The following is a 24,258-nucleotide window of genomic DNA, read 5'->3' as shown; positions in this document are numbered from 1 at the left end:
ACTACTCATTATCTTGAAACTTGGTATCTGCCCAGTTGGAATAACGTGGGTTATCCACATGCATAATCCAAATTTCATCGGTATACTTACCTTTCATTTGTGAACGGTAAGCAGCATAAGCATCCTCATTCTCCTGATATTTAGCCAGATACACATAATTGAGGTTGTTATCTGGGTTTTTGAATGATTTTACATTCAAGCCTTTGGCTTTAAGTTTTTCCATAAAGCTTTTCAGGTAACGTTCATTTTTAAAAACGTTGGCCACAATGTAATGTCCTTTGCCTACTCCATCCAAATTGATGAACTTTTCAATTGGTTTAAAAGCTCCTCCCGTAAAAGCTCCATTCTCTTTCTTCTTCTCTGTCTTCTGTTGTATTTTTTTGGTGTTTGAATTTTCAGCCAAACTGGTTGTTTCAAAAGATTTGGCAATTGAATCTAAATCATTATTTTTTGCTAAAAACAGTTTTTGCGCCTTAACCTCAATATCCGGTAACTTGTTATCCGTTTTGCGCTCTACCATGCGCATCACCATTTCAAAACGCTTCTCCAGATCACGTTGTCTATGCTGTTCCAAGGAATCCATTTTAAAAAGCAATTCGCTGATGACAGCATAATTATCATCTTGTTGCGCCTTTAAGGTTTTAACCTGTTCTTCCCAAAAAGCCAAATCTTCTTTATTGGTTGGACGTAGGGTGGTTTCAGCATTCAACTTGCTCTTTTTTGATTTTTTACTTTCCTTGATATCAGAAACAAAAGTTCCTTCTATAGGTTTTTGTGTGGATCCCTCCTCATTGGAAGCCAATGTATTTCTGGTCAGCGATGGAACAAAAGAGAACGCTATGGATATTTCATGTGTTACGCCTAAATCTATAATGTTATTATTTACATTTTTTTCAAAATTGTAACCAAATGAAAGTCTTCTGTTTAAATTAAAACCTGTTCCCGCGGAAGCACCATAGAACTGATCATAACCACCTTGAATCCAGCCCAATTTGGGTAGATCCAATATAAGACCTCCACCAAAAATTGGATCTTCACTACCTTCAAAACGAGCTCTTGCAAGAGGTAGTAATCTTCCATCCTCAAAAATCCCAGCACCGTTTTTAAACTCGTGTGCAAATTGAATATGTCCTGAAAAGGTCTTCTCATTAAATTCAGTCAAAGATTTTCCAGATTTAATGTTGTAATCCACTAAGTTTTGCGCAAATACTCCAAAATCAAATTTTCCAAAAGAAAGATTAAGCCCTGGTTGGAATGATATAATTGAATTTTGGGTAGCATCGTTCAACAAGGGATCATCATCTAAGGCAACAGCTCTATCTGGATCAAAACTGCTCACATAATAGGGTATGTTAACTCCAAAACTAAGGTTACTCTTTTGACCTAATTGAATGCCATGGGAATAATTGGCCATAACACCTAGATTAGAAATAACACCCTCTTGCTGATTGTAGAGACTTACTCCCATACCAACACGATCATTAATCTTGCCGCTATAGCTCAAAAAATAATTTTGGTTGTTATCGTTAAAGTCTGAACCTTGACTTCTATGAAAAAGGTTTACATAAGACTTATCCTCCCTTACTGCAGAAAAGGTAGGATTAATCAAAAACCGGTTGAATTTTAATAAATTCTGGAATGGCACATCATAACTGACATACGGATTGTTCTCCTGAGCATTTACCTCACCGAAAAACAAACATGGTATTATCAAGTAAAAAATCCGTTCAAAACGGAACAAAGTAATGCGTTTGTAAAATAGGGGTAGTTTTACGTCCATAGCTAAATGGTGTTTGTAGGTTAAATAACCTGAGGGAACCAGGTATGTATTTTTTGTCTAGTCTCATTAGCAAGATTTGGGATGCTTGTAAGAGTTTTACTATTAACTTTAAAGTAATATTACATATTTCATCGGTAAAAAACCAATTTTATCGTTAAAAAACAGAGTTTACCAGTTAATAAACGTTACTAATCAAAAAAAATTGGCTATTTAATATTAAAAAACCGGTCAGGATAAATTTACCTTCCTACAGATTTTCCTGGATTTCCTCTTATTTTTGTTCTCTAAAATCATTGTTTTTGTAACACATTATGAGTGAATTAACTAAAATAGTTCCCTTTTCAGAAGCTTATCGTAGTGCATTTAAAACACTTAATGAGGAATGGATAACCAAGTATTTCAAGATGGAGGAAATGGACCGCATTTCGCTCAACCATCCCAAGGAATACATTTTGGACAAGGGAGGTTATATAGCTGTTGCCTTGCTTAACGAAGAACCTGTGGGAGTATGTGCTTTAATAAAAACTACACATAAGGGGTTTGATTATGAATTGGCAAAAATGGGAGTATCTCCTAAGACTCAAGGCAAAGGCATAGGAAAACTGTTGGGTAACCATATCATTGAAAAAGCAAAATCCTTAGGAGCAAAAAAAATATTTTTGGAAAGCAATAGAGTATTAAAGCCTGCTATAGGCCTGTACCGTAAATTGGGATTTACTGAAATAGTTGGAGCCACTTCTCCTTATGAACGTAGTGATATTCAAATGGAATTAGATCTATTGGCCTAGTTTAAAGTATATAACTGAATTAACTCCTTTTTTCCTCGCAATTGCAGTTTGGCAACTTTCTTAAACCAGAAAGACTTGTTGCAATCCAATTTATTTACCAACTGTTCAGAAATTAAAACCATTGTTTTGTAAGTGTTGCATTCTCCCTGTATTCTCGCTGTGGTATTCAAAATATCTCCTGTATAGATGATTTCCTTTTTTACGACTCCTATTTCCCCGGTAGTCACAAGTCCCATATGAAACCCCGCTCTAAAGAGAGGTACATCTCCATATTTTTGGGTGTAATGGTTTTTTCTTTTTTCAAAAGTCTTTGCAATAAGAGAAAAGCATTCAATACAATTATTTTTGTAGAGCCCTGTTTTTTCAGGCCACGAAACCACAATTTCATCCCCCACATATTGATAGATCTCCCCTGAAGTTTCCAGTATGGCATTGGACATATCTGCATAACAATCCTTCAATAACTCAAAATACTTGGCATGGCCAATTTTTTCTGCGATGGTAGTGGAAGATTTCATATCCAAAAACATGAACATCCTCATTTCTTTCCTGGGTGTGTGGTATTTTCCAAATAAGAAGTTTAAGAAAATGTTGTCCCCCAAGTACGAAGCTAGTTCGGCAAATAGCATTGCAACCGTTAAGCCAAATCCAATAAAAACTACCACACTCCAAAAAGAGAAATTACCAATAAAGAACCAGAGACTTTGTATTACTTCCGGACTGAACAAAGAGGCATCAAAGCGATTGGAATTTACTGCCAAGGACAATACGCTAAGAAACAAAATGATGAAGAGCAAGTAAAACAACGTTTTCAGTACTATTTTGATCCAGAATGGGTTTTTACCAAATTTTTTGTTCAGCCAAGATACTTCTATCCAACCGTGGATGAACCCAATAAGAAAACTTCCAAAACAAGAATATATAAGAGAACTTTCAAAGTCGTATCGGTTCTTCGTTGACGGGTAGTAATCCAAATCACCCAAGATTCCTTGCTCTATCATACTGTATATAAAACCAAACAATAGCCAAATAACTGCAAAGAGCAATGCTTGTTTACTATATCTTATATATCTGGGATGTATCATATTGTATTAAATATACTCAAAGTAGTGTCAAAACGAGGTTTAACTTTTGACAAGAAGAGATATAATACTTCCTGTACTTTTAAAAGTATAATTTTCCTTTTTATCGTTTCTTTTATCCTACAAGAAACTATTTTTGTTATTTCGAAATCTCAACCAAATAATAATCCATGTTTAGTTTTTCCAAATCGAAATCTCCTCTTACTCCTTTCATTTGTGCTGTTCTAGTTTTACTAGTGGTTTCTTGTGGTTCTGAAGAAAGTGAAACCGATAATAATGAACCTAATCTAAATTCAAGTGATATTCAAATCAGTATTCTTGAAAACGCGGTTTTATCAGGCTCAAACATTACAGTTAATCTTCCTGACGATAACACAATTAATCTGCTAAATGTCTACTTGGATGAAGACCTAATTAATACCTTTTCCTCACCTCCTTACCAATTTTCTATTGATCCCAAAGCATATCTTGAAGGAAACCATCAATTAAAAATTGAGGTGCTATTTCAAAATAAAGTTATTGGCACAAGGGTTCTCAATGTTAAAGTTGACAATTCTGGTCCTACTCTATCTTTGGAGGGCATCCAGGAGAATCAAAAAATTTGCGGAACACAACTAATTGTCCCTGACATCACAGATGAATTTTCTAGTGTGTCAAAAGTGGAGGTTTTTCTTGATAACGAACCAGTGGCTACCTTTGAAAATACTTCCTCACATTCGTTCAATCTAAATACAGAAAACTATGCCCTTGGCAGCAATGTTTTAAAATTTGTCATGGAGGATGATTTGGGAAATACCACTGCAGATTCTCTCAATATCTTAATCGCTAGAAAGGTGTTGGATTTAAATATCCCTGGCGGCTTTATACGAACAGGAACCGAGAAATTACATGCTATTTTATCAGATGCGGACGGTAACAATATAGACTATGCTACCCATAGCTCTGGTAAGGCAGAAACACTTACACTTTGCACCAGCACCGAAATGACTAATGACACAGAATATATCCTCTCTTTTGTTGATGATTTCGATAGTCAAATATTTAATTTTTATGTTTATGGAAATCTATCAAAAATGATTGTTGGTGATGAAATTAGTTTCTCTCCAAGGTCATCACCAACATCAGCAAGCTTTGTAGATTTAACATTACCCGATTATGAAGATGGTTTTTACATAAGGGCAACAACTCCTTGGAGTTCCATGATTTATTACAACGATAGCTTCTCCGGACATTACTCAACCAATTTCACCATTAGTGAGCTTGGTTTCGACAAGGTTTTTATAATGTATTATAACAGAGATTTGGGTAGAAGCTACCAATGGGCATTTATTGAAGATTTAAGCACTAAGACTTCCTTAAGTGCCGAGGATTTTAATTCTTCAGATGTGATCCATGATTTTTTGACCGTAAATGGCACATCACAAAGCCCTTTCTTAAGTATTTATGGGTTTGAAAGTGAGAACCATTTTAATACAATGAGTGGACACATGCTCTACTGGAATTCATCTTTAAACAGTGTTAACAATAACGATTACTCCTATGCCAATATTTTTGACCATACTATATTCTCTTTGAAGGTGAGCAACTATGGAATTGATGGAGCAGGCGCTCCTCCTAAATCAGTTACTGTTCCTGGACAGACCATTTCCTACCAATTTCAGAATAACGGTATCTCCTTCAACGGAATTCCAAATTACGAAGTCGGTAGGGTTCGTTTAAGCAATTTTAATGATGCTCACATCAATATGGAGTTTATTTTTGATGGACAGGCAACTGACATTGCAGTTCCAAAACTGCCTGAAGGAATATTTCCTTCCAAAGTAACCGATGTTTTTGAGAATGGTAGTTTAGAAACAGTCCAAGGGCTTGCGGAGAATTATGAAAATATGAATAATTATGAGGAATACATATCTAAGATTTTTGTGCCTTCTATACCTTTTTACATAGTGTCTCCAAAAAGAGAAAGAATATTCTATTCCAATGTTGGGCCCAATCTCCTCCCCATCCATGAGTTTCCATTTTTCGAAAGGCTTTAATCCAGTGATGATGGTTTGAGTTATTATTCATCTTTAATACTGGTTTTAATGCTGGATTGCTAATTTAACTTTGTCATAAGTTTAAGTAGTATTTGCAAAAATCCTGCATTTTAGAATTGAGTTTTATACAGATATAACTTTCATATCTCATTAAAAATGAGTATATTATAAAATTCACTTTGTAAATTTTTTAGTCATGGGAACAGTAAAGAATTTAAACAAATGGGCAAACTCCCATACCTATTATCCGCTGGATTTAATACGTGTAGCCCTTGGAGTTTTTCTTTTTTTAAAAGGTGTGGAGTTTATGACCAGCCATGAGCAAATGGCAGAAATTGTAAGACCGTTCCAAGAAATGCCAGGGGGCATGATTCTTCTTCATTACATAGCACCTGCCCATTTTGTAGGAGGGTTTCTAATTGTTATTGGGTTATTGACCAGATGGGCAGTGTTTGCTCAGCTACCTATTCTATTTGGTGCTGTTCTAACCAACTTCCTAGGAGAAATGAACACTTCAAATTTAATTTTGGCCATAATTGCTTTGTTAGTGTGTATTTTTTTCTTGGTCTATGGATCCGGAAAACACTCTGCTGATTATTATCTAAAAATGCAAAAGTAAATTTAGCTTTGGACTAAAGGTTGTCCAACTGATTGCTTTTACCGTCGTTACTTATGGTCCAAAAGAAACCTACGAAGAAGAAGCTGTCCGCTGCTGGTCTAATCGTTTGTCTATCAAAAACACCATCCATATTTGGAGTGTTCGCGTATTGATAATTGTTGATGTTATTGAATCCTAAAACATTGTTCACCGAAAAATATAAGATTTTTTGTTGGTCAATTAAATAGGCCCAATTAAAGCTTACATTATTGAAGGCCTTGGTCTTTTCCGCTAAAAACTCTGGTGTATTTGGATTATCATATGGTCTTCCCGAACCATAGGAATATGAAAGTCCTACTTGAGACCTTAATTTTTCTACCCAATATTTGGTAACAATAGATAAATTATGCTTTGGCGCAAAATTAGGAGTGGCCCTTTCTTCAAAATTTCTATAATCCCTCTCAGTATTCAAGTAGGAATAGGAAACCCAGTAGTCTAAGGATTTAATGCTTTTGTTATCTCTCCAGAATATATCCAACCCAGCTGCATATCCACTACCTGAATTCTCAAAAGTGGAATCGAACTGTGGTAATTCCGTATCGTACTTTATCAAATTATCATAATCCTTATAATAGGTTTCTGCCCTAAACGTTTTACCATCCCCTACATATTGATAATTTAATATATAGTGCGATGTTTTTTCAGAATCCACAGCTTGCCCAAATTTGACCACCTCTGTCAAAGGGTTTTGATAGAAGTCTCCGTATGCCAATGAAAATTGACCTTTATCACCCGGTTTGTACGCCAAGGAAACCCTAGGTGAAATGGTAAAATCTTCAAGCAATGAACTATATTCTCCCCTCATTCCCAATTTCATAGCAAACTGGTTGCTCAAAAAGATATCCGTTTCTGCAAACCCTGCCCATAGCTTATCTTCATAATTACTTTCAAAAACAAAGCCATCAGGAGTGTTAAACGTCTCATCATAATTTGTAATAAAAAACTCTGAACCAAAATTTAGATTGAATCTACTGCTAAATATTTTTTTGGCTTTAACCTTTATATGTGAAGCTGTTTCTTTAGTATCAATGTTATCTTCTTGTAAACCAATAGCATTGGTATCCCAAGAAACAGCAGCTCCTGAAGTCAAGCTCCAATCATTTTCAAAAAAGTACTTATATGATGAATTAAAGTATAGGTTGTTGTTCTTTAATTTGAATTGAATAAAATCTTCAAAATTGATATCCTCTTGTTCTATGTCCAGATTGGCATAATTGAAACCAGTATACATTTTGAACATACTTTTATCACCCTTACTTCTAAACACAGCTTCTCCTGCCAAAGATTCGTAAGGACTGTTCCATCTTACTCCTTGGTTAGAAGGTATAAGTGCTTCATAAGGTGCAAGGTTTATATATGAGGTGTTTATACTTAAAGACTGGTCTCCCCATATTTTGGTGTGTCCTAGTCCACCGCCAACGGACATAATGGAAATATCAGTTTTTTCTTGAACAGGAACGTCCGTGGTGTTCAATAACAATACACTGGACAATGCTTGTCCGTATTCTGCCGAATATCCTCCGGTGCTAAATGTAATTCCCTTAAAAAGGAACGGAGAAAACCGCCCTCTGGTGGGAATATTGTTTGCAGTTGCATTAAACGGTTGAAAAACCCGAAGACCATCTATAAATACTTGGGTCTCCCCTGCCTCTCCACCACGGACAAAAAGTCTTCCATCTTCATTAACAGATGTGGTCCCTGGCAAAGTTTGCAATGCCGCTACAAAATCTCCCACTGCGCCAGCTGTGGTAACAATATCAAGGGGTTTTAATACCGAGACCTTAGAGTTATCGCCAGCCTCAAAAGTTCCGGCTGTCAAGGTAACTCCCGTTAAAGCATTTATAGATTCCAACAGACTGATTTTAATATCTTTAAAATAGGTGATGTCACCTATCTCATAATGTGAATCATAGGATAACATTGAAACAACAAGGGTTTGGGTTCCTGTTTCGGTAGTTTCAAAATTGAACTTGCCACTTTCATCAGTAGAGGCTCCATCATAAGTCCCTTCTAAATACACGTTGGCTCCTGCTATAGGATTTTCTTTAGCATCAGTTACAATTCCTGAAATTGTTGTTTGCGAAAATAAAATGGTGAAATTAAATAAAGTGATAAATAAAAGAAGTTGGTTTTTCATGACTGTTCGTTATTTGATGCCACAAAAATGTCACGCTGAATTTTTCCAAACCAATCCACAATACTCAACTGTGGAATTTTAAAGATGAATTGAGAAGTCGTTTTTGAATTACAATTCAGTCTTAAAAAACAACATTTCGGTAGATTGAAATTTTATGACAAACAGCTTTCAAGGAAATTTGGGTCATCAATAACATCAAAAACAATTAATATGAAAACTGTAACACTAACTCTAACTTTTCTACTTGTAAGCTTTTTAAGCAATGCACAAGAAACAACCGATGTCAATATTAAAGTTGCCATTAACAATATTACCAGCAATGAAGGTAAAGTAATGGTCAGCCTGCATACTGCAGATACTTTTATGAAAGGGCCAGGTATACAGAATTTGGAAAGCACTATTGAAAACGGAGCAGTATCCCTCACTTTTGAAAACGTACCCCAAGGTACTTATGCTATTATGGCACTTCATGATGTCAATGAGAATAGCAGAATGGATTTTGAGGAAAATGGAATGCCTAAAGAAAGTTATGGTATGTCCGGCAATGATATGTCTTATGGACCACCAAACTTTTCTGCGGCAAAATTTGAAACCAAGGGAGAAGATTTAGAATTTGAAATAAGATTCTAAAAACACAATAATTCATCAATCAAATAAAAGGCTTGCCGTTGGCAGGCCTTTTTCATTTTGTGCTATCCACATTAAACGTTACATTTAGTTACTTGTTTACCAACCATTTTAAACCAATATTATAAAACAATTCAACTTCATCACTATCCTTATGTGCCTCATGGTTATTACACTAAAGGGGGCAGACAAACCTCGTTGATAGTTTACAAACCAAATACCAAAGTGCGGCATCTGATTCAACATGTATAAAAATCCTTAAAGACATTTCGTGGGGATACCTTAACAATAGGAATAATGCTTATTTGGCTAAAAAACATATAGATAGTTTTTACACCATAAGCAAAAACAAGAATATTTCTTGGGGAGCGCCTCTTGCCAATTATCAATATGACGTATTGGACAGGCAAAAGGGTTCTCTTTTGGTTTGATGAAAAATCAAAGAAATAGATATAAAACCAAAAATCGATAGGTTTTATCTATGGTTTTTATATTTTTATATTCTAAAATTCGATTGATGACCATTACCCAATTGCAGTATGTTTTGGCTGTTGCTGAATACAAAAATTTTACTCTTGCCGCAGAAAAGAGCTTTGTTACCCAGCCCACATTAAGTATGCAAGTGCAAAAACTTGAAGATGAGCTTGATATTCTGATATTTGACAGAAGCAAGAAGCCCATTTCCATTACCGAAGTAGGGAAAAAGATAGTAGCTCAAGCTAAAAACATTGTAGCGGAAGCAGAGCGAATCAAAGACATAGTTGACCAGGACAAGGGGTTTATTGGTGGAGATTATACTATAGGTATTATACCTACGGTCATGCCTACCTTACTCCCAATGTTTTTGAACACTTTTATAAAAAAGTATCCTAAGGTCAATCTCATTATCAAAGAACAACCAACAGACGCTTTAATACGAAACATTTTGGATGGACATCTGGATGCCGCAATTGCAGCTACCCCTTTGGAAATTGAATTTATTAAAGAACGTCCTCTTTATTATGAACCATTTGTAGGTTATGTGCCCAAGAACCATCGTTTGTCTTCACGTGAGCAATTGACTACCGAGGATTTGGATGTAAGTGATATTCTTTTGCTTCAAGACGGGCATTGTTTTAGAGATGGTGTAATAAACCTGTGTAAATCTCCAAAGAACCTGTATGATGAGCAATTTAAAATTGAAAGTGGCAGTTTTGAAACCTTAGTTAGTTTAGCAGATGAGGGTATGGGAATGACGTTACTACCCTATCTAAACACCTTAGATTTAGAACAAAAGAAAACACAGTTCTTAAAACCTTTTAAAAACCCTTCTCCAGCTCGCGAAATAAGTTTAATTTACCATAAGAGCGAACTTAAAATTCAAATTACAGAGGCATTAAAAGAAGTGATCTCCGGTATTGTAAGAGGTGCGATAGCCTTCCAAGATGTAAAAATAATTAGTCCGCTAGGGAAAAATTAAAACCCAGTGGTAAGTTAAAATGAAAAGAGCCGCTTAAAGCGGCTCCTATTTTTATTCTTTTATTAAAATTAATGTGGGATGTAATTCTGGCTTATCTAAAATAAAATACTCTAACCAGATTTTGAGTTCTTCAATTTCACTTGGTAATAACCTCGAAACAGCTTTCTGTAATTCTTTTGCGAATAGTTTAGCATCAAAACTAACTTTTTGTAAAATAGTTTTGGTGTAATCTAACATTGCTCTGGGCATAGAAATTTGATTATATTGGATTAAAAGGTTGTCATCTAAATTAAGAAAAGTCACGCACAAATGCGTAAAATTGCAGTTAAAAATTAAATAATTTCGTGTTAAATTCGACAAACAGTAAATATGTACAATCCATATAATCAGCGTATTAAATATTTTTCCGTCGTAGTGTTTATAGGGTTTTTCTTGCTTTTTGGATGTGCTTCGTCTCGTCTATCCAAATTTGATTCCAGGCTAAATAACGGAGGCTTAAAAAATTCTTTTCATGGGTTAGTTGTAGTTGATTCCAAGACAGCTGAGACAATTCACAATTCCAATGGCGGCAAGTACTTCACACCAGCGAGCAATGTAAAAATAGTCACCTTATATACTGGACTAAGGCTGCTGCCAAAAAATCTTCCCACTTTAAAATATGGAATCAAAAATGACACCCTTTATGCAGAAGGTACTGGAGACCCCACATGGCTTCACCCCTATTTCAATGATACTACGGCAATTGCCTTGTTTAAAAAGTATGACCATCTCGCTTTGTATCTAAAAAATTCTGAAGAAAATAGGTTTGGCCCCGGATGGGCATGGGAAGATTACGACACCTATTTCTCACCTCAAAAAAGCACACTACCCCTTTATGGGAATGTTGTTACTATTTCAAACAATAATGCGCTAGAAGTATCTCCTCATTTTTTGTTGGACAAGGTTTCTGTTATCGAGGAGTCCAAACAAAGGGAGGAGTTTGCAAATCAATTCTATATAAAACCAAACGAACAGGATACCTTGCAAGTTCCTTTTATAACCAGTAATTCACTCACAAAAAAGCTATTGGAGGAAGCTTTGGAAAAAAATGTAACACTTGTTGATAGTTTCCCCTTAATAGAAAAAGAAGTGCTGTACGGCATAGCTACAGATTCTGTTTATAAGCAAATGCTTTATGAAAGCGATAATTTTCTGGCAGAGCAGTTATTGATGGTTGGTTCCTCAACTCTATCCGACACCTTGAGCACGCAAACCAGTATATCACATATGCTTGAAAACGAATTTATGAATTTGGAACACAAACCAAGGTGGGTTGATGGTTCTGGACTCTCCAGGTATAATTTGTTCACTCCAAGATCAATGGTGCAAATACTTCAAAAAATATATGCTGAGATTCCTGAAGAACGTCTGTTTCAAATTTTCCCTATGTGGGATTCTTCCGGGACAACCGCAACATGGAAGAACCCTGATGTTGAACCTTACATTTTTGCCAAATCTGGTTCTTTGGGCAACAATTATAATTTAAGCGGTTATCTAAAAACAAAATCTGGCAAAATTTTGATTTTCAGTTTCATGAACAATCATTTTACAATTCCCACTTCTCAAATACGCATTGAGATTGAAGCTATTCTCAATCAACTTAGGGAAAAGAATTAAATGTAAAAAGAACCGAGAGAAGACAGCTTCTCCCGATTCTATCAAACAAAACAACTTAAAAACAGAATTATTAAATAGCAACTATTCCCTGAGTATTGGTATCCGGAAGGTTTCCAGATTCTTCTTCAACAAACTCCAGGCTTTGACCATTTACACGATAAATTCCAATAGTTCCATCCAAACTAAACAACTGATATAGGCATGCACCGTCATCTGTAATCCACATATCAACCACTCCATTTGTCATCGCATACCCCGCACCAACAAAAGTATTGGAACTTCCCTGATCATCGCCAGGGTCCACATCATCTTAGCTACCAACAAAATCATCGGAGCTACAGGAAGCCAAAATCATAAATAAAGGAAGTTTAGAAGTTTTCATTTTTAAATTTTTAAAGGGTCAAATCGTTTGCACTGTGGCAGCATTGTTTTGGTTTATGGGTTTACTCCAATATTGTTTTGAGATAAACACCAATCAAACACCTTGCATCCTTTTTATTCATTTTGAAAAGTTTTGGGCAAACTTTCTTTAATCTTAAAAGCAAAACTATTTGTTGCTTTTAACTGGTGTTAAGTACGAGGGTAAACTTTCTTACTTACAACTTGTCATTTGTGCAGGTAAATCCATAAAAGAAAATAAATCAGTATAAATTATTGACAATCAAATGATTATAAAAAATATATTTTTATCTTGATACTTCTGTTATAAAAATATGATATCATTTAGCATGTTCTTAACGAATAAACGGAGTACCTGAAGCTTATATACATCATTGGATAATCAATTACCCTAAAAGAATATCTGTATCAGTAGCTGTTTTCATAAACCTGGAGTATCGGTTCATGAGTACCTTTAATTTAGGGTCAATATATGATTTGCAAAACGGCTTTTCAGGATTTGAATAGTAGTAATTGTGGAACTGCTCGTCTGAAGGTTTAAATGCTTCAAAATAATAGGTTCTGGTAATCAGTTTCTTTTTGAAGTCAATCTGTAACGCTTTCAAAATTTGATTGGACTCATTAAAGTCGTTTTTGGAAAAAACATAGACAGCTGAACGGTACTTGTGTCTAAATGAATGCTCAGAAGTGCTTTGATGGGTATGTAGGTGAACTTCAATTAAATCCTTCATTGAAATTGCAACTGGGTCATAACGTACAATGATTGCTTCGGAAAAAGAACTTTGCTCTCCTTTTTGAGAAACAAACCCTTGTTCCACTTTGATGACTCCGCGTAGGGATAAAAAAACAGCTTCGGTACACCAATGGCAACCTCCACCTAAGGCAACTTTTTTGATTTCCATACACCTTTGGTCGTTAAAAACTCAATCAAATAACCTGTTTATCTGTGCATATTGAAGCAACATAATGGTCTTTGCATCTTTAATCTCTCCGCTGGACATCATTTGCAGTGCTTTTTGAAAAGTCATTTCTAACACTTCAATGTTTTCGGTCTCATCCTCGGCCCCGCCACCATCACTCACCTTCATGTTTTCCTTATATTGTCCAATAAAAAAATATAACACTTCAGTAACAGAACCTGGTGACATGTATGATTCAAATACTTTTTCAACTTCAGTGATTTTATAACCGGTTTCTTCTTCCACTTCCATGATAATGGTTTGCTCTGCATTCCCTTTTTCTAAAATTCCTGCACAGGCTTCAACCATCATTCCATCTTCATTGCCGTTTAAATAGGTAGGCATTCTAAACTGTCTGGTTAAAATCACAGTCCCTTTTTCTTTATTATATAGAAGAATCACTGCTCCATTTCCGCGATCATAAGCTTCACGTACTTGGGTTTCCCATGCACCATCTTCTCGTTGGTACTCAAAAGTGACCTTATTTAATGAATACCAATTATCTGATAGTAACTCCTTCTTAATGTTCTTGACCTTTCCGTATTTCATAATCTGGATTAAACGGTTGTTGCGTTATTCAAATATCGTCGGAAAGGAAGCATCTCCAAATAAACTACTTTAATTTTTTCTTCAAAATTATCCTTTAAAACCTCGCCCATATCCATTTGGTGTTCCACTGCGAAAGTTTTGTTTCTTAACAATTTAATATGTGGATGGTCATTGGCGAACCCTTTGGGGGCATTGGTCAGTTTTTCATCTTCGTAGAGCCCACCGAATAACTCTTTAAAAGAAGGTTTCGCTATAATTTGCTGTAATTCTTCGCCATTGTAGTCTATTCCCTCACGAATACTTCGCAAGGTTTTGGGTTCTGGACGCCAGAATCCTCCTGCCAACAAACATTGCTTTACCCCTACCTCAATATAAAAGTCTGCTGAGTTTGGGGCTTTATCCAAACCTGCTCCAAAATGGTCCTTATAAATAGGTTTATGTGGATGGAACATGAGGTTATTGTTGATGCGATTAATTCCCTTTTTTCCTGGGGTGGGATAATAGTCATCATGCAACTCTGCCATGGTCATATCCAGACTGTCCAACCACAGCACAAAATCCCCACGAAGAGATTTGTACCACTTCCGGTTGGCATCCATCCATTCTTTGGTATTGTTTTGTTGTAATTCGGTAAGAAAATTAAATAGGTCTTGGAAATCCATTGAAAGAAGTTCAGAGTTCAGAGTTCAGAGTTCAGAGTTCAGAGTTCAGAGTTCAGAGTTCAGAGTTCAGAGTTCAGAGTTCAGAAAGGTATGCTCTTATTGAATAATTACAAAAAGTATGAATCTTTTTTTAAGAAACATAAATCTGACCACTGACTACTGACTACTGACTACTGACTACTGACTACTGACTACTGACTACTGATTATTAAAATCTATTATCGCCCATTACAATATCTCCAAGCCCGCCAAGAATACTCCCTTCTCCTTTGTCCTTTCCACCTCTTGGAATAGAAGCCAATACCCTACCGGCCAGTCGGCTAAACGGTAATGATTGCACATAAACGGTTCCAGGGCCCTTAAGTGTGGCAAAGAACAAACCTTCGCCACCAAAAACGGTATTTTTTATGCCACCAACAAATTCAATATCATAATCTACGGTATGTGAGAAACCAACAATACAACCCGTATCTACCTTTAATACTTCACCTGCTGCCAGTTCTTTTTTTGCCATAGTACCACCAGCATGTACAAAGGCCATTCCATCACCTTCCAGCTTTTGCATAATAAAACCTTCTCCACCAAAAAGTCCACGGCCTAAACGTTTGGAGAATTCAATCCCTACTGAAACGCCTTTAGCAGCACAGAGAAAGGCATCTTTTTGGCAGATGAATTTCCCTCCCTTTTCTGAAAGGTCAATAGGCAATATTTTTCCTGGATATGGTGAAGCGAAGCTTGCCTTCTTTTTACCATGACCAATATTTAAAAAAGCGGTCATAAAAAGACTTTCTCCTGTCAATAATCGTTTTCCTGCAGAGAACAATTTACCCAATACTCCAGAATCCTGGCCAGAGCCATCCCCAAAAATAGTATCCATTTTTATATCGGTGTCCATCATCATAAAGCTCCCTGCTTCGGCAACTACTGCTTCTTGTGGATCCAGTTCAATTTCCACATATTGCATTTCTTCCCCATAAATTTCATAATCTATTTCGTGTGCGTTCATTTTTTGATTTGTTTTTAAGTGTTTTACTTATCTGTTGGTGGAATACTTGTTTTGTTACAAAAAAACAGAATCACTTTATTTCTTAAGCTTAATAGTCCACTCAAAATTAAAAGTAGAGACCACTACTCCATCTGTGTTGACCCCAACGGATTTCATCCAAATGGTCTGTCCTTCTCCTGTTTCAATTGTTTTTTTGATGGCATCTTCGATTAAATGTCCATCTTCACAAGTAAAGGTGATTTTACCGATAGCCTTTTTGGAGAAATTGGCATTATTGTTTAAAACCAACATAGATATTTTCTTTCCACTCTCCTTTATTTGGTTGATGACCATAGCACCTGTACTCAGCTCCGCTGCCATTCCTTGAACGGCCCAAAACATACTTTTAAAAGGGTTTTGATTTATCCATCGGTGGGTTACCGATGTAACTGCCTTTTTATCATCAATATACTTTACCCGTACCCCGCACCACCATGCAGAAGGAAGTTTAAAAAATGTGAATGTATTGAATTTACTAGCGCTAGAAGCCATAATATATGTTTAGGTCCGCTAAAAATAAGGAAAATAGTCATTACATCAATTTGTTAAATATATGTTAATTTATAGTACTTTGTTTTGCATAGTACCATCTTTTAGACATATATTTGCATGGTAAGCTAGTAGGTAAACTAAAATCGTTTATAAACATCAATCAAAAAATCATGACTGAATCATTAACCAAGCACGAACGAAATTTGTCAGCAATTATACATGCTTCGACCTTTTCAAAGTACTTTATCCCCTTTGGTAATTTTATTTTACCATTGATTTTATGGACGGCCAACAAAAAGGAACACGAGTTTGTAGATTACAATGGTAAGCAAGCGCTCAATTTTCAAATAAGCATGTTATTGTATTCAGTAGTAGCAGGTTTAATCAGCATTCCATTCTTTATTGGTTTTTTACCAGATTTATTTGATGGGAGCTTTTTTGGAATGCATCGCTTAAGTGACCTTAACAATCTAGACATTCACATTAGTAGTGATGATTTTAGGTTTGGACGGTTTTTTTGGCCGGCTGGCATCACGGGAGTAATACAAGTAGCATTAATGGTTATTAATATAGTTTATACCATTTTGGCTACTATTAGAACCAATGAAGGAGAGACTTTTAAATATCCATTTACCATAAAATTCATCAAATAATGAACTTGTCAAAAAAAATAACTGTAACGCTATTCATGGGCATGACTTTTATAATGAGCGCTCAAATGGCTGAAAACTCTGAGTTATACATGACTTTAAAAGAAAAGGACAGTACATTGTTTGATGCAGCCTTTAATCAATGTGATGTGGAGACCATGGAATCGCTGTTTACAGAGGATTTTGAGTTTTACCATGATAAAGGAGGGGTTACCGTTGGAAGAAATAATTTTTTGGCACCCAACAGAGAAAATTGTGCAAAAATTGATAGGAACGAACCCCAACGTGCAAAAAGAATCTTAGTTCCCGGTAGTTTGCAAGTTTATCCCTTATATAAGCAGGGAGAACTGTACGGTGCTGTTCAACATGGGGTTCATTCATTTGAGTTTTTAAATGAACAGAAGCAATACCAAAAAGGGGATGTCGCTAAATTTATACATGTATGGATTTTAGAAGATGGACAGTGGAAAATTAAAAGAGAATTGAGTTACGACCATCAATTACAACAATAAAACAAATCGAAAAAAGGAGTTTATTTATCAATCAAAAAACGAAAAACCATCAATCAATCGATCATCAATCAAAAAACGTTCCCGCCCCCTCTTCTCATCAAAGAGGGAACGGACGGGAACAAAAAACGAACAGTTAATTTATAAGAACCATGACATTATGAATATAGAAAACACAAAAGCACAAATGCGCAAAGGGGTTCTGGAGTATTGCATTCTTTCTATCTTACGGGATAAGGACAAATATGCATCTGAAATTCTAGGGGCCTTAAAAGACGCTAAGATGCTTGTGGTGGAAGGTACTATTTACCCTCTGTTAACGAGGCTAAAAAATGCTGGGTTGCTCAACTACCGTTGGGAAGAATCCACTTCTGGACCACCTCGAAAATATTACGCACTTACCGAAACGGGACAATTGTTTCTAAAAGAACTAAACGGTACCTGGGATGAACTAAGAAATGCAGTTAACCTAGTAACCACCACAAAATAAGAATCAAAATGAACAAAACAGTAAATATAAATCTAGCAAATACACTCTTTCACATAGATGATGAGGCGTATAATAGGCTTAGGCGATACCTAGAATCCATTAAAAGATCGTTTTCAGGTACAGCAGGAAGTGATGAAATCATTGCGGATATTGAAGCAAGGGTAGCTGAACTCTTTTTGGAAAAAATGGAAAATGACAGACAGGTCATTACCCAAAAAGAAGTAGACGCGGTTATCAACATTATGGGGCAACCAGAAGATTATATGGTTGACGAGGATATTTTTGAGGACGAGCCTCGAAAAACCCAAACGCAGGCCACACGTAAGACCAAAAAACTGTACAGGGACATGGACCAAAAATATATTGGTGGTGTTTGTTCCGGTTTGGAATATTATTTAGGGTTTGATGCCCTTTGGATACGGATTATTTTTATCCTATTGGCAGTATTCACAGGTTTTGGGCTTATAGCATACATCCTATTATGGATTTTGGTCCCAGAAGCGGCTACAACCTCTCAGAAATTGGACATGACGGGGGAGCCCATCAACATCAGCAATATAGAACGCAAAGTTAAAGAGGGGTTTGATGATGTTGCGGATAAAGTTAAAAACGTTGACTATGATAAAGTAGGCAACAAGGTCAAAAGTAGCTCCAAGACCTTTTTTGACACTATAGGAGATATCATCATGTTCCTATTTAAAATATTTGGAAAATTCATAGGTATCCTACTGATCATCATAGGTGCATCAACATTAATAGGGTTATTTGTTGGTGCATTTACCTTGGGTATTTTTGATGCAATACATCTTCCCGGTGTAGATTTTTATGAGATTGTGAACACAACGGGCGCACCTGTTTGGGTCGTATCCATACTATTGTTTTTTGCTGTTGGCATTCCTTTCTTCTTCCTGCTTTACTTAGGATTGAAGATTCTGGTAAACAACTTAAAATCCATAGGAAACATAGCCAAGTTTTCCCTTTTAGGGCTTTGGTTAATCTCTATAGGCACATTGTTTGCATTGGGGGTTCGCCAAGCAGCAGAATTTGCCAATGTGGGCAGTGTCAATATAAAGGATCAGGTCTTAATGGAAAATCCCTCAGATACCTTGGTCATAAAAATTAAGGACTCTGAACTGGGTTATGGTATGGAAGATGTCCATTTTGGACGTATGACCTTTACCTATGATGAAAATGATAATAGAATCTTAGTTTCTGATGACGTCAATATTAAAATAAGAAAGTCTGATGATTCATCTATAAAAATCAACGTTAGGAAAGATTCTCATGGAAATACAACTCTTGCTGCCAGAGAAAGGGCCAAGCAAATCAATTATGAATATGAGTTGTTTGAAAATGAAATCATATTGGATGAATTTTTGACCACAGCTACTTCTAACAAGGCTAGAAACCAAGAGGTGACAACAACCATATATGTTCCCACAGGAAAGGCTTTACAATTTGCAGAATCTGCAAGAGGATATATTGGCCGTGGCGTAAAAAACGACCAAGATTATTACAGAAGCGGAATTGTGGGATACATCTGGGTAATGGGAGAAAATGGAGAGCTTGAATGCCAAAACTGCCCAGAAGAATTAGATATTGATGAGAGCGAAGATGATGACGAAGGAAAAATAATCATAGATGAAAATGGCATAGATATCAATATTAAAGACCGGGATGATGCTTTTAAAATGAAAATTGATGAAAATGGTATTGAAATAAAAGCAGGAGAGAAAAACGACAATTGAGTAATAGTTTTCAACGGTTGGGAATTCTTTACTACATAATTACCACAGTAAACACGAGATTTGATCATTAATAAAACGACAATAATTTATATCAATCATTAAAACAACAATCATGACAACACTAGCTAGAATCGCAATCGCATTTTTAATGGCAATATTTGCCTCATCCTGCAACTTTGACCTTAGTTTTGGGGATGGAAAAAGAGGAAACGGAGAGGTAGTAGAAGAGAGTAGAAAAGTTACTGAAGACTTTACCGTGGTATCAGCTTCAGAAGGTTTAGATGTATTTGTAACCCAAGATCAAGATTTTAAAATATCTGTTGAAGCAGATGAAAACATTATTGATTTAATTGGAACGGACATCAAAGATGGAAAACTTAGAATCCATGCCATTGAGAACATTGGAAGAGCCACTAAAAAAGTCTACGTATCCCTTCCAGATATTACCGCTTTAAAAAGCTCTAGTGGAGCAGACCTAATCGTTCAAAACGTAATTGAAGCCGAAAAGATAGAATTGGACGCCAGCAGTGGGTCGGATCTTCATGTAGAATTGGTTGCATCAGAAGTTTCTGCAGATGCCAGTAGCGGTGCAGATATTAAAATTGCCGGCAGGACCGATATTTTGTTTGCCGATGCCAGTAGTGGAGCGGATATTAGAGCGCGGGAGCTCGCCACAAAAACCTGTAATGCGGATGCCAGCAGTGGGTCGGACATTTCTGTGAATGTATCTGAATCGTTAATTGCGGACGCAAGCAGTGGAGCTGATATTTCCTATACCGGAAATGCCAGTGTACAAAAGAAAAAATCTGTTTCCGGTAGCGTTCATAAATACTAAAACCAATTAATAAAAAGCTTTACATTACACATTCCAAAAAAGTTAAAAAAATAAGCCCTGATTTCTGCATAAGAATCAGGGTTTTTGTTTTATAGTACAGGGGGTTTATTTATCTTAGTATAAACCTATTTTCAATGCAAATCAGCTTAAAAAAATATATACTTCCACTAAAGCATACCTTTAGTATTTCTAGGGAATCCCATGATTTTCAAGACTCTTTGATTGTTGGACTTTCCCTCAATGGAAAAACAGGTTATGGTGAGGCCACTTCCAACCCATATTACAAAATTACCGTTGAAAGTATGATAGCTGAAATTTCAGCGATACAAAATGAAATCGAAGTCTTTGATTTTGATTCTCCGGAGGCATTTCACCAGTTTTTAGTAGAAAAAGAATTGACCAATTTTGCCATTTGCGCTTTAGATCTAGCTGCACATGATCTTTATGGAAAATTACAAGGTAAACCTCTTTATACAATTTGGGGTACGGATACTTCAATCTATCCAAAAACCAATTATACCATAGGTATTGCTTCCATTGAAAAAATGGTTTCTAAAATGAAAGAAACCCCATGGCCCATCTATAAGATAAAATTAGGTACAAATGATGATGTAGCTATTGTAAGGGAATTACGAAAACACTCTGATGCCATATTTAGAATTGATGCAAATTGTGCGTGGACCGCTGAGGAAGCAATCCATAATGCACCCTTGCTAAAAGATTTAGGAGTAGAGTTTTTAGAACAACCCCTAAAAGCAAATGACTGGAGTGGCATGGAACAAGTAATGCACTATAGTGTCTTACCAGTAATTGCTGATGAAAGTTGCATTGTTGAAGCTGATGTTGAAAAATGCGGCTTGCATTTTAACGGTATCAATATAAAATTGACAAAGTGTGGAGGCCTTACTCCCGCTCTGCGTATGATTAAAAAAGGAAAAGAAATGGGATTAAAGATTATGGTGGGTTGTATGACCGAATCTACCGTCGGCATTTCAGCAATTGCCCAATTATTACCGCAATTGGACTATGTCGATATGGACGGCGCCATGCTACTTAAAGAAGATATCGCAGATGGTGTAATCATTAAAAGTAATGGCGAAGTTTTATTCCCATCTATAGCGGGTAGCGGAGTAACGCTCAACTAATGGCAATTTTCATAGATTCTTTTCCTGGACGAACCATCCGTAAAGATGGCAAGGAATACCTCTATTTTGGAGGTACTGGTTATTTGGGCCTTCAATTGGATAATGAGTTTCAAAACATATTTATAAAAAACCTAAGAAAATACGGAACCAACTACGGTGCTTCACGAAAATCAAACATTCAACTGAACATCTTTGAAGAAACTGAAAAATATCTAGCCAATATCGTAGGTAGTGAAGCCAGTATCACCCTCTCTTCCGGTTATTTGGCCGGTCAATTTATTGCCAAGTCCTTAAATTCCGTAGATTACCAGATTTTCTATGCCCCAAATACTCATTCGGCACTTTATCATGCAGAAGCAAAATCATATGATACATTTTCTGAACTAAATTTTGATTTGAGAAAACAGTTGGCATCAGATGAAAATAAGGTTCCTGTGGTATTATTGGATACTGTTGATTTCTCTGGAAAGAATTATCCAGAATTTGAAGAACTACAATCCCTTCCCTTGCATGAAATTATTCTGGTAGCCGACGATTCCCATGGTATAGGCATTGTTGGTGAGCAAGGTAATGGAGCCTATACTAAATTAAAAAACCTACACCCAAAGGAATTGATTGTTTGTGGTTCTTTGGGAAAAGGATTTGGGATACAGGCGGGTGTTGTTTTTGGGTCTCAACAAAGAATAGCAGCACTAAAAGAAACTGCATTTTTTGGAGGTGCAAGTCCCGCTGCGCCAGCTGGTCTGGCAACTCTTATGGACAGTGAAGAAATCTATGAACAAAAAAGGTTGATTTTAAATGACAATATTAAATTGTTTATTCATAACCTACAATCCATTGAAAAGTTTGACTATATAATAGGGCATCCAGCATTTAGTTTTTCCAATGAACCCTTGGTTGATTATCTTGAAAAAAATAAGATCATTATTACTAATTTCAAGTATCCAAACACTGCATCAAGCTTAATGAGCAGGATTGTTTTAAGTGCATCCCATAAAAAAGAGGATATTCAATACCTAACTCAGTACTTGAATACCCTCTCCTAAAACTAACTACTATATTTTTCTATCTATCCCACCATACTGGAGTAACAGGAGTTTCTTGATTAGCCAAAACATTTTCTTCATTCCTATTTAACTCGGTAGCTGGATATTCAGCCCTTCTAAACCATTGACCAAAAAAGTCACTGTCATTACTTGCTTCTTCCTGGCGTATTTGAAGTCCCACAAAAACATCATCGGAAAAATCATATCTTCTAAAATCCACAAAGGTTTCTGGGTTCAAAAAGTTATGTATGTATTTTTCCTTCATTATATGATTTAGCATTAATTCATCTTCACCAACGGCTATAGCTGTATCCCCTAAATAATCCGCTCCGTCAACTTCATACATGTCCATACTCGCCTGAATTCCCTCTAGATAAGCGGAGTATGCTGCTGCGCTGGATCCGGTGCTAGTAGTTGTTCCTCCATTGGCAATAAATGCAGCTTCGGCTTCAATAAATTTTGCCTCGGCATAACTAATGAGTAACAAAGGAGAATCAATGCTCGTATAGTACCCATCGGTTCTGAAGCTGGTATTGGCATCCGTTCCATCTGGAGCCAAACCTTCGCTACCACTTACATAACCTTTGTATTCTTCCGCACCATCATTTTGAGCAAACAAAGGTAGCCTTGGGTCAATAGTAACTATCCCGCTTTCAAAAGGAAAATAATCCCCATTCATTGAACTGACCAATTGACTTGCAATATCATTGCTAAAATTGCCCGTTGCTCTAGCTAAAATTTCTTCAGAATACCATGGGTTAATATTTCTTTCATCGAAAAATACCAAAAAATCATCCTCTGCAGAACCATATCCATTTTCAATTGTAACCAAAACATCATTGGCAGAAACAACGCCTTTGTTCACCAAATGAAGTTGATATCTAGCCTTAACAGTATAAGCTGTACGCAGCCATTTCTCAATATCGCCACCATAAACTATATCTGATTCCCCAAGGGTAATGTTAGAATTATCCGGGCCTTCAAGAGCTGCAATAGCATTATCCAGAATGGAGAATAATTGATTGTATATTGATTCTTGAGTATCAAATACAGGAAACGTATTTTCAGGTGCTTCACTGGCTTCACTAAAAGGAATATTATCCCAAGTGTCCGTAGCAATACCAATATTAATGGCCGTTAAAATGTCGGCAATTGCACTTATGTGTGGTGCATTGTTCTCGGTTGCTTTATCCTTTATAACCTTTAAATTAGGGAGAACGTACAGATATACCTCTTCCCAAAGAGCGCTTGCCGTTGTTTGACCGGCCGCACCGCCACCATTGATTACAAAATTTTGCACATAATTCCCAAAAGCGAGTTCTGCCGAACGTTGTCCTTGCACAGTGCTCAGAATGACGGGGCCTATTAAATCTTGCATTCGTAATTGATCTACTATAGCTGTGTTTGAAGGTGTATTTATGTCAAAATATTCATCACTACATCCTATAAACAATAGTATGGTAAAGATTTTGATAGTGCTATTTAAAAATTGCTTTCTCATAATAA

24 protein-coding genes are annotated in these 24,258 nt (G+C 36.2%); 13 read left to right on the top strand and 11 right to left on the bottom strand.

The features are described 5' to 3' along the window. Window position 1: 1 nt before the first annotated feature. The gene (locus tag LV704_RS15545; protein ID WP_163422840.1) at window positions 2-1,780 is read right to left on the bottom strand and encodes a type IX secretion system membrane protein PorP/SprF; all 1,779 of its coding nucleotides are present in this window, start codon (window positions 1,778-1,780) and stop codon (window positions 2-4) included. A 311-nt stretch (window positions 1,781-2,091) separates the two neighbouring features. Here LV704_RS15545 and LV704_RS15540 point away from each other — a divergent pair, with 311 nt between their 5' ends. Further along, window positions 2,092-2,568 carry a GNAT family N-acetyltransferase gene (locus LV704_RS15540; protein WP_163422841.1) on the top strand — a complete coding sequence of 159 codons (477 nt, stop codon included), beginning with the start codon at window positions 2,092-2,094 and terminating at the stop codon, window positions 2,566-2,568. Here LV704_RS15540 and LV704_RS15535 read toward each other — a convergent pair. After that, window positions 2,565-3,653, bottom strand: a complete 1,089-nt coding sequence (locus LV704_RS15535; RefSeq protein WP_163422842.1) for an adenylate/guanylate cyclase domain-containing protein — start codon at window positions 3,651-3,653, stop codon at window positions 2,565-2,567. The genes LV704_RS15540 and LV704_RS15535 overlap by 4 nt on opposite strands. A gap of 167 nt (window positions 3,654-3,820) precedes the next feature. On the opposite strand from LV704_RS15535, the gene LV704_RS15530 reads away from it, so the two are divergent. Together LV704_RS15530 and LV704_RS15525 are read left to right on the top strand one after the other, a co-directional pair. Then, window positions 3,821-5,686 carry an Ig-like domain-containing protein gene (locus LV704_RS15530; protein WP_163422843.1) on the top strand — a complete coding sequence of 622 codons (1,866 nt, stop codon included), beginning with the start codon at window positions 3,821-3,823 and terminating at the stop codon, window positions 5,684-5,686. A gap of 196 nt (window positions 5,687-5,882) precedes the next feature. Next, the gene (locus LV704_RS15525; RefSeq protein WP_163422844.1) at window positions 5,883-6,305 is read left to right on the top strand and encodes a DoxX family protein; all 423 of its coding nucleotides are present in this window, start codon (window positions 5,883-5,885) and stop codon (window positions 6,303-6,305) included. Window positions 6,306-6,318: 13 nt separating this feature from the next. On the opposite strand, the gene LV704_RS15520 is transcribed toward LV704_RS15525, so the two are convergent. Next, complete coding sequence (locus LV704_RS15520; protein ID WP_163422845.1) at window positions 6,319-8,481, bottom strand: TonB-dependent receptor; 2,163 nt, start codon at window positions 8,479-8,481, stop codon at window positions 6,319-6,321. A 210-nt stretch (window positions 8,482-8,691) separates the two neighbouring features. On the opposite strand from LV704_RS15520, the gene LV704_RS15515 reads away from it, so the two are divergent. Then, entirely contained in the window at window positions 8,692-9,111 is a 420-nt protein-coding gene (locus LV704_RS15515) for a DUF2141 domain-containing protein (protein ID WP_163422846.1), read from the top strand. 514 nt (window positions 9,112-9,625) lie between these two features. Continuing rightward, entirely contained in the window at window positions 9,626-10,567 is a 942-nt protein-coding gene (locus tag LV704_RS15510; protein ID WP_163422847.1) for a LysR substrate-binding domain-containing protein, read from the top strand. A 51-nt stretch (window positions 10,568-10,618) separates the two neighbouring features. On the opposite strand, the gene LV704_RS15505 is transcribed toward LV704_RS15510, so the two are convergent. After that, entirely contained in the window at window positions 10,619-10,816 is a 198-nt protein-coding gene (locus LV704_RS15505; RefSeq protein ID WP_163422848.1) for a hypothetical protein, read from the bottom strand. 120 nt (window positions 10,817-10,936) lie between these two features. Between LV704_RS15505 and LV704_RS15500 the strand changes: the two genes are divergently transcribed. Next, the gene (locus LV704_RS15500) at window positions 10,937-12,223 is read left to right on the top strand and encodes a D-alanyl-D-alanine carboxypeptidase (protein ID WP_163422849.1); all 1,287 of its coding nucleotides are present in this window, start codon (window positions 10,937-10,939) and stop codon (window positions 12,221-12,223) included. A 70-nt stretch (window positions 12,224-12,293) separates the two neighbouring features. Here LV704_RS15500 and LV704_RS15495 read toward each other — a convergent pair whose 3' ends face one another. The 6 genes from LV704_RS15495 to LV704_RS15470 all read right to left on the bottom strand — a co-directional run bounded on the left by LV704_RS15495 (window position 12,294) and on the right by LV704_RS15470 (window position 16,329). Then, complete coding sequence (locus tag LV704_RS15495; RefSeq protein WP_163422850.1) at window positions 12,294-12,527, bottom strand: hypothetical protein; 234 nt, start codon at window positions 12,525-12,527, stop codon at window positions 12,294-12,296. Between the two features lie 481 nt (window positions 12,528-13,008). Further along, window positions 13,009-13,524: a peptide-methionine (S)-S-oxide reductase gene (locus tag LV704_RS15490; RefSeq protein WP_163422851.1), complete on the bottom strand. Its 516-nt coding sequence runs from the start codon at window positions 13,522-13,524 to the stop codon at window positions 13,009-13,011. A gap of 21 nt (window positions 13,525-13,545) precedes the next feature. After that, complete coding sequence (locus LV704_RS15485; protein ID WP_163422852.1) at window positions 13,546-14,130, bottom strand: NUDIX domain-containing protein; 585 nt, start codon at window positions 14,128-14,130, stop codon at window positions 13,546-13,548. Window positions 14,131-14,138: 8 nt separating this feature from the next. Next, window positions 14,139-14,792: a DUF2461 domain-containing protein gene (locus tag LV704_RS15480; protein WP_163422853.1), complete on the bottom strand. Its 654-nt coding sequence runs from the start codon at window positions 14,790-14,792 to the stop codon at window positions 14,139-14,141. A 208-nt stretch (window positions 14,793-15,000) separates the two neighbouring features. Then, window positions 15,001-15,798, bottom strand: coding sequence for a TIGR00266 family protein (locus LV704_RS15475; protein WP_163422854.1), 798 nt, complete (start codon window positions 15,796-15,798; stop codon window positions 15,001-15,003). Between the two features lie 75 nt (window positions 15,799-15,873). Then, the gene (locus LV704_RS15470; protein WP_163422855.1) at window positions 15,874-16,329 is read right to left on the bottom strand and encodes a DUF4442 domain-containing protein; all 456 of its coding nucleotides are present in this window, start codon (window positions 16,327-16,329) and stop codon (window positions 15,874-15,876) included. Between the two features lie 170 nt (window positions 16,330-16,499). On the opposite strand from LV704_RS15470, the gene LV704_RS15465 reads away from it, so the two are divergent. From LV704_RS15465 to LV704_RS15435, 7 genes are all read left to right on the top strand, one after another. Then, window positions 16,500-16,982, top strand: coding sequence for a DUF4870 domain-containing protein (locus LV704_RS15465; protein ID WP_163422856.1), 483 nt, complete (start codon window positions 16,500-16,502; stop codon window positions 16,980-16,982). Then, a complete protein-coding gene (locus LV704_RS15460; protein WP_163422857.1) occupies window positions 16,982-17,491 on the top strand; it encodes a nuclear transport factor 2 family protein in 510 nt (169 codons plus the stop codon). Before LV704_RS15465 ends, LV704_RS15460 begins: the two co-directional genes overlap by 1 nt. Before the next feature lie 157 nt (window positions 17,492-17,648). Then, entirely contained in the window at window positions 17,649-17,978 is a 330-nt protein-coding gene (locus LV704_RS15455) for a PadR family transcriptional regulator (RefSeq protein WP_163422858.1), read from the top strand. Window positions 17,979-17,986: 8 nt separating this feature from the next. Beyond that, window positions 17,987-19,726, top strand: coding sequence for a PspC domain-containing protein (locus tag LV704_RS15450; protein WP_163422859.1), 1,740 nt, complete (start codon window positions 17,987-17,989; stop codon window positions 19,724-19,726). A 112-nt stretch (window positions 19,727-19,838) separates the two neighbouring features. Beyond that, window positions 19,839-20,561, top strand: a complete 723-nt coding sequence (locus LV704_RS15445; RefSeq protein ID WP_163422860.1) for a head GIN domain-containing protein — start codon at window positions 19,839-19,841, stop codon at window positions 20,559-20,561. Between the two features lie 134 nt (window positions 20,562-20,695). Then, window positions 20,696-21,706, top strand: coding sequence for a dipeptide epimerase (locus LV704_RS15440; protein WP_163422861.1), 1,011 nt, complete (start codon window positions 20,696-20,698; stop codon window positions 21,704-21,706). After that, window positions 21,706-22,752 (top strand): aminotransferase class I/II-fold pyridoxal phosphate-dependent enzyme, encoded by a 1,047-nt coding sequence (locus LV704_RS15435; RefSeq protein ID WP_163422862.1) that lies wholly within the window; start codon window positions 21,706-21,708, stop codon window positions 22,750-22,752. The genes LV704_RS15440 and LV704_RS15435 overlap by 1 nt, the downstream gene beginning before the upstream one ends. Before the next feature lie 19 nt (window positions 22,753-22,771). Here the strand turns inward: LV704_RS15435 and LV704_RS15430 are convergent, their stop codons facing one another. Next, window positions 22,772-24,253: a SusD/RagB family nutrient-binding outer membrane lipoprotein gene (locus LV704_RS15430; protein WP_163422863.1), complete on the bottom strand. Its 1,482-nt coding sequence runs from the start codon at window positions 24,251-24,253 to the stop codon at window positions 22,772-22,774. Between the last annotated feature and the right edge of the window lie 5 nt (window positions 24,254-24,258).

The sequence above is a fragment of the Flagellimonas sp. CMM7 genome (assembly GCF_021390195.1).
Taxonomy (GTDB): Bacteria; Bacteroidota; Bacteroidia; order Flavobacteriales; family Flavobacteriaceae; genus Flagellimonas.
Note: the sequence above shows the minus strand (reverse complement) of the source record. Positions and strands in the feature narration are given on the sequence as shown.

Excerpts from the sequence above, each read along its gene's own strand:
- LV704_RS15470 (WP_163422855.1), bottom strand. The coding sequence starts at position 16,329 with ATGGCTTCTAGCGCTAGTAAATTCAATACATTCACATTTTTTAAACTT.
- LV704_RS15480 (WP_163422853.1), bottom strand. The coding sequence starts at position 14,792 with ATGGATTTCCAAGACCTATTTAATTTTCTTACCGAATTACAACAAAAC.
- LV704_RS15510 (WP_163422847.1), top strand. The coding sequence starts at position 9,626 with ATGACCATTACCCAATTGCAGTATGTTTTGGCTGTTGCTGAATACAAA.
- LV704_RS15530 (WP_163422843.1), top strand. The coding sequence starts at position 3,821 with ATGTTTAGTTTTTCCAAATCGAAATCTCCTCTTACTCCTTTCATTTGT.
- LV704_RS15540 (WP_163422841.1), top strand. The coding sequence starts at position 2,092 with ATGAGTGAATTAACTAAAATAGTTCCCTTTTCAGAAGCTTATCGTAGT.
- LV704_RS15485 (WP_163422852.1), bottom strand. The coding sequence starts at position 14,130 with ATGAAATACGGAAAGGTCAAGAACATTAAGAAGGAGTTACTATCAGAT.
- LV704_RS15430 (WP_163422863.1), bottom strand. The coding sequence starts at position 24,253 with ATGAGAAAGCAATTTTTAAATAGCACTATCAAAATCTTTACCATACTA.
- LV704_RS15455 (WP_163422858.1), top strand. The coding sequence starts at position 17,649 with ATGAATATAGAAAACACAAAAGCACAAATGCGCAAAGGGGTTCTGGAG.
- LV704_RS15445 (WP_163422860.1), top strand. The coding sequence starts at position 19,839 with ATGACAACACTAGCTAGAATCGCAATCGCATTTTTAATGGCAATATTT.
- LV704_RS15515 (WP_163422846.1), top strand. The coding sequence starts at position 8,692 with ATGAAAACTGTAACACTAACTCTAACTTTTCTACTTGTAAGCTTTTTA.
- LV704_RS15535 (WP_163422842.1), bottom strand. The coding sequence starts at position 3,653 with ATGATACATCCCAGATATATAAGATATAGTAAACAAGCATTGCTCTTT.
- LV704_RS15545 (WP_163422840.1), bottom strand. The coding sequence starts at position 1,780 with ATGGACGTAAAACTACCCCTATTTTACAAACGCATTACTTTGTTCCGT.
- LV704_RS15450 (WP_163422859.1), top strand. The coding sequence starts at position 17,987 with ATGAACAAAACAGTAAATATAAATCTAGCAAATACACTCTTTCACATA.
- LV704_RS15525 (WP_163422844.1), top strand. The coding sequence starts at position 5,883 with ATGGGAACAGTAAAGAATTTAAACAAATGGGCAAACTCCCATACCTAT.
- LV704_RS15465 (WP_163422856.1), top strand. The coding sequence starts at position 16,500 with ATGACTGAATCATTAACCAAGCACGAACGAAATTTGTCAGCAATTATA.
- LV704_RS15460 (WP_163422857.1), top strand. The coding sequence starts at position 16,982 with ATGAACTTGTCAAAAAAAATAACTGTAACGCTATTCATGGGCATGACT.
- LV704_RS15435 (WP_163422862.1), top strand. The coding sequence starts at position 21,706 with ATGGCAATTTTCATAGATTCTTTTCCTGGACGAACCATCCGTAAAGAT.
- LV704_RS15475 (WP_163422854.1), bottom strand. The coding sequence starts at position 15,798 with ATGAACGCACACGAAATAGATTATGAAATTTATGGGGAAGAAATGCAA.
- LV704_RS15440 (WP_163422861.1), top strand. The coding sequence starts at position 20,696 with ATGCAAATCAGCTTAAAAAAATATATACTTCCACTAAAGCATACCTTT.
- LV704_RS15505 (WP_163422848.1), bottom strand. The coding sequence starts at position 10,816 with ATGCCCAGAGCAATGTTAGATTACACCAAAACTATTTTACAAAAAGTT.
- LV704_RS15500 (WP_163422849.1), top strand. The coding sequence starts at position 10,937 with ATGTACAATCCATATAATCAGCGTATTAAATATTTTTCCGTCGTAGTG.
- LV704_RS15520 (WP_163422845.1), bottom strand. The coding sequence starts at position 8,481 with ATGAAAAACCAACTTCTTTTATTTATCACTTTATTTAATTTCACCATT.
- LV704_RS15490 (WP_163422851.1), bottom strand. The coding sequence starts at position 13,524 with ATGGAAATCAAAAAAGTTGCCTTAGGTGGAGGTTGCCATTGGTGTACC.